Origin of the sequence: Phytoactinopolyspora endophytica (assembly GCF_004138495.1) — a bacterium.
GTDB classification, from domain to species: domain Bacteria; phylum Actinomycetota; class Actinomycetes; order Jiangellales; family Jiangellaceae; genus Phytoactinopolyspora; species Phytoactinopolyspora endophytica.
This window is the reverse complement of sequence record NZ_ML142867.1, coordinates 21,607-25,559: the sequence shown is the minus strand read 5'-3', so window position 1 is coordinate 25,559 and position 3,953 is coordinate 21,607. Positions and strand designations below refer to the sequence as shown.

Here is a 3,953-nt window from a genome sequence, read left to right as displayed (position 1 = left end):
ACCGCCCAGCAACAGCGGCTAATCGAACTCGGCGTATCACCGGAGCGGGTCTACCTCGACCACGGGTTAACCGGCACCAACCGTGCCCGCCCCGGCCTTGACCAGGCGCTGGCCGCGGTCCGGGTCGGCGACACCTTGGTCGTCCCGAAACTCGACCGGCTGGCCCGCTCCGTGCCCGACGCCCGCGCGATCGGCGACGACCTCGCCGCCCGCGGCATCAAGCTCTCCCTCGGCGGACAGGTCTACGACCCCACCGACCCCATGGGCAAGATGTTCTTCAACATCCTCGCCACATTCGCCGAGTTCGAAGTCGACCTACTGCGGATGCGCACCCGCGAAGGCATGGCTGTGGCAAGAGCGAAAGGCAAGCTCCGCGGGAAACAGCCCAAGCTCTCACCCAAACAACGGCGCGAACTCGTCCGCATGGCCGGCACCGGCGAATACACCATCGCCGACCTCGCCGAACTGTTCACGGTCTCCCGCACCACGGTGTACCGGACACTCCAACGGCACGACAGCTCAACGGACTGATCGCCAGATCACGCGCCTGGCTCGTCTGCACCTGGTGACACGATCCTTACCAGCGCCCCATGAGACGAGGAATGAGCCAATGCCGATGACGACGTCACCGGTTGACGTACAGAAAGCAGTCGCCGACCGACTACCGCTTCCAGGCGGATCGAGAGTCCGTATTCAGGACTCGTCGCACTGACGACGCCCGGTCGTGACCGCATACGTGTCGGTGATCACTGGTCGGTCCCTGGGCCACCGACTGGTGGCACCCCGTGCCGTTTCCTCCAGCGGATGCGGACAACGGCGGCGTAGACCAGGAAGACTCCACCCGCCACAAGGAGACCGAGCATGATCAGACCGACGACGGTACGTGCTATGTGGTCAACCGGTCGCGTGAGGTAGGCCAGCACGACCATGGCCGCACCCACGATGCAGAAGATTCCCCAGCCGAGCTGGTGTCGTGGATCGGAGAACGGATGACGTCGACGGCCCGCCCGTCGGACTCGGGCGTTGGGCTCCTTCGAACGGGCGGTCCATCCGAAGGGTTCTCCAGGGTGATTAGAGGCGGGTGGGGCCACCCTGGCTGACGGCCGACGCGGCTTCGATGAGGACACGCTCCGACGATACCGGCCGGACCGCGTGGCGACACCGCGCTACCTTGGACGTATCAGTCCTAGTTGCGTGGCTCAGCGTTGGCGCCGCCGCCATTTGATCCGTGCGCGACCAACTCGTAGGCAGTATATGCCGAGGACTAACGCGCTTGTGCCTGCGACCGCCATCGCCACTCGCGCCGACGTCGCGGCTGACGAAGTGAACATCGCGCCGAGCACGGCGAGAAGGGCCACCGCGAGCACGGCGATTCCCAGGGTGATCTGAGCGCCGGGTCCGATGCGGTAGAAGGCACCTCGCCTCGTGGCGCTAACGCCGTAAGGATCCGGATTCGGTTCTGTTGGGTCGCTCATCGCCTACCGTTCTTAGTGGGACGGCACATTCTGCCAGCTGACGACGCCGAGGCGACATCGCCGCCTGCTGGTACTCCCGGCGCTCGCTGCCAGCTGATCCCGCGCATCGTCAAGCTCGTGTCTCATCAGGGCGCCAGAAGACGGCCCGGCGCGCTTGTTCATGACGCTTCCATGTCGAACTGCTGATTGTGGGCGGGCTAGGTCGCTCGTCTTTAGGCTGTGCGGCCGGGGTCGGCAGGTGTGGCGACCGGCCAGTAGTGCGATGCCAGCGGGTCGCCGGTCGCGAGCATCCATGCGTGCAGTCGGGACCGTGCGGCCTGCAGGCTGGTCTGGTGGGCTGGATCGTCGGCGAGGTTGTGTGTGCCGTAGGGGTCGATGTCGAGGCGGTAGAGCTCTTCGGGCGTGCGGGTGAGGTAGTGGTTGGTGCGGGTGGCGAGGGCCGGGTCGGTGGTGGCGGCGTCGAGCATCGCGGGCCAGGTGCGGCCTTGCATGTTTTCGGCTTTGTAGGTGGTGTCACCGTCGGACCAGGCGTTCCAGATGTAGCCGTAGCGGTGGTCCTGCACGCATCGCATTTCGTACCGGTTCTTGCGCGATGTCTCGTGGAACACGGTGACGATGTGGTCGCGCTCGGCGTCCGCGTGGGTCTCGTTGAGCAGCAGGGGGAGCAGCGACCGGCCGTCGAGCCCGCCGGGCGGCGCAACGCCTGCCGCCTCGCAGAACGTGGGTAGCAGATCGAGCCCGGATACGAACGGCTCGGTGATCTCGGTGCCTGGCGGGACTCGGCCCGGCCACCGGACGATCATCGGGGTCCGTGTGCTCTGCAGGTAGCAGTTGGCCTTCGCGAAGGGGAACGCCATGCCGTTGTCGGATAGGAATACGACCAGCGTCCGGCTGGTCTGTCCAGACTCCTCCAACGCGTTCAGCACGGCGGCCAGGACGTCGTCGCACCGGCGCGATGACGATAGGTACTCGGCGTGCTCGCGGCGTGTCTCGGGCAGGTCCGGCAGGAACCCGGGCGGCGGGGCGTCCGCGGCCGCGTACACGCGGGAGGGGGCTGGGATCGTGGCCCGCTGGTCGTCGGTGTACTGGTCGCGTTCCTGGTCGCTGCCGTGGAACGGGCGATGCGGGTCGTGGGCGTTGGCCATGAGGAACCACGGCCGCTCGTCCGCGGCCACGATGAAGGCGGAGGTGGCTGCCCCGTACATCGCGGGATCGCGCCCCATGCCCAGATCAGCCTGCTGTCGGACGAAGTCCCATCCGAATCGGGATTCCGGCTGCAGGTGGTTCACCTTGCCGAGAATCCCCGCCCGGTACCCGGCCGGCCGGAGCAGATCGGTCAGCAGGGGAACCCCGTCGGAGATGGGCTCGAAGCCTTCCGCGCCGTTGCGGTGCGGCCAGCGCCCGGTGAGCATCGCCGACCGCGACGGCTGGCACACCGCGATCGGCACGTGGCCCCGGTGGAACACCGCACCCTCCGTGGCCAGCCGGTCAAGTGCCGGAGTCACCTCCGCCGGGCCGCCGAAGCAGCCGGGGGTGTCCGCGCCGAGGTCATCGGCCGTGATGAACAGGATGTTCGTCGCGGTCATAGGGTTCACCAGTCTTTCCGGACTCGTGTGGCTGACGGGGTTCGTCGGGCTCATGAGTCTGCGCCGTACTCTCGCAGCAGGTTGCGGCCCCAGTGCTCGTACGGCGTGAGGTGGCGCCACGGCTGTGGCATGTCCGGCGGCGTGTCGTGCCGGAACGTCGTCGCTGCCTTCGTGAGCAGGGGGATCCAAGCCGCGTCGGTGCCGGCCAGGTCGTGTTCCTCGTCTGGGTCGGCGATCAGGTCGAAGGCATGGATCGGCCGGTCGTCCGGTCCGAGCTCGAGTTTTGTGTCGCCGTCGCTGATCATCATCCGGTGCTCGATCTCGGAGGTGACGAACTCGCGATGAACGTCGTCGGCGTCCGGGTCGAGCAGCGGGAGCAGACTGCGTCCGTGCTGGCCGGGCAGATCGGCGCCGGCGATCTCCAGCAGGGTCGCCGGAACGTCGATCAGCTCGGCGAGTGCGTCACGGACGACACCGCGGCCCCAGTCGCCGGCCCCGGCGACCGAGTCCGGTGGCCGCAGAATCAACGGAACCCGTACTGAGGACTCGAAGAACTGCCCCTTGCCCACCAGCCGGTGATCGCCGAGCAGGTCGCCGTGGTCGCTGGTGAACACGACCCACGTGTCCGCGAGCAATCCGCGCGTCCGCAGAGTAGACAGTAGCCGCCCCAGCCACGCGTCGATGAACGTGACGTTGGCCATGTAGTGTGCCCGCATCCGCCGGATCTCTTCCTCCGTGGCGTCTGGGATGTCGGAACTGGCGATATTGGGCCCCACAGGGTACCGGTGGTCCAGCGGCCCGACGGGCATGTCGGCTGGGTCGTACATCGACCCATACGGCTCCGGCGGATCGAACGGATCGTGCGGACCCTCGGGCCCGACCCACAAGAAGA

The 3,953-nt window shown here is 67.3% G+C and carries 3 protein-coding genes; 1 reads left to right on the top strand and 2 read right to left on the bottom strand.

Features of this window, described 5'->3' with window-relative positions; translation table 11 throughout:
- Positions 1-531, top strand: a 531-nt coding sequence (locus ELR45_RS27840; protein WP_240760201.1) for a recombinase family protein, incomplete at its 5' end; no start/stop codon positions are given.
- Between the two features lie 1,156 nt (positions 532-1,687).
- Here ELR45_RS27840 and ELR45_RS42190 read toward each other — a convergent pair.
- Both ELR45_RS42190 and ELR45_RS39310 read right to left on the bottom strand, forming a co-directional pair.
- Positions 1,688-3,061, bottom strand: a complete 1,374-nt coding sequence (locus ELR45_RS42190) for a sulfatase family protein (RefSeq protein WP_129669234.1) — start codon at positions 3,059-3,061, stop codon at positions 1,688-1,690.
- A gap of 50 nt (positions 3,062-3,111) precedes the next feature.
- Positions 3,112-3,953 (bottom strand): sulfatase family protein (locus tag ELR45_RS39310; RefSeq protein ID WP_205857393.1); only part of this gene is annotated, 842 nt, incomplete at its 5' end.

Coding starts and splice junctions, on each gene's coding strand:
- ELR45_RS42190 (WP_129669234.1), bottom strand. CDS start 3,061: ATGACCGCGACGAACATCCTGTTCATCACGGCCGATGACCTCGGCGCG.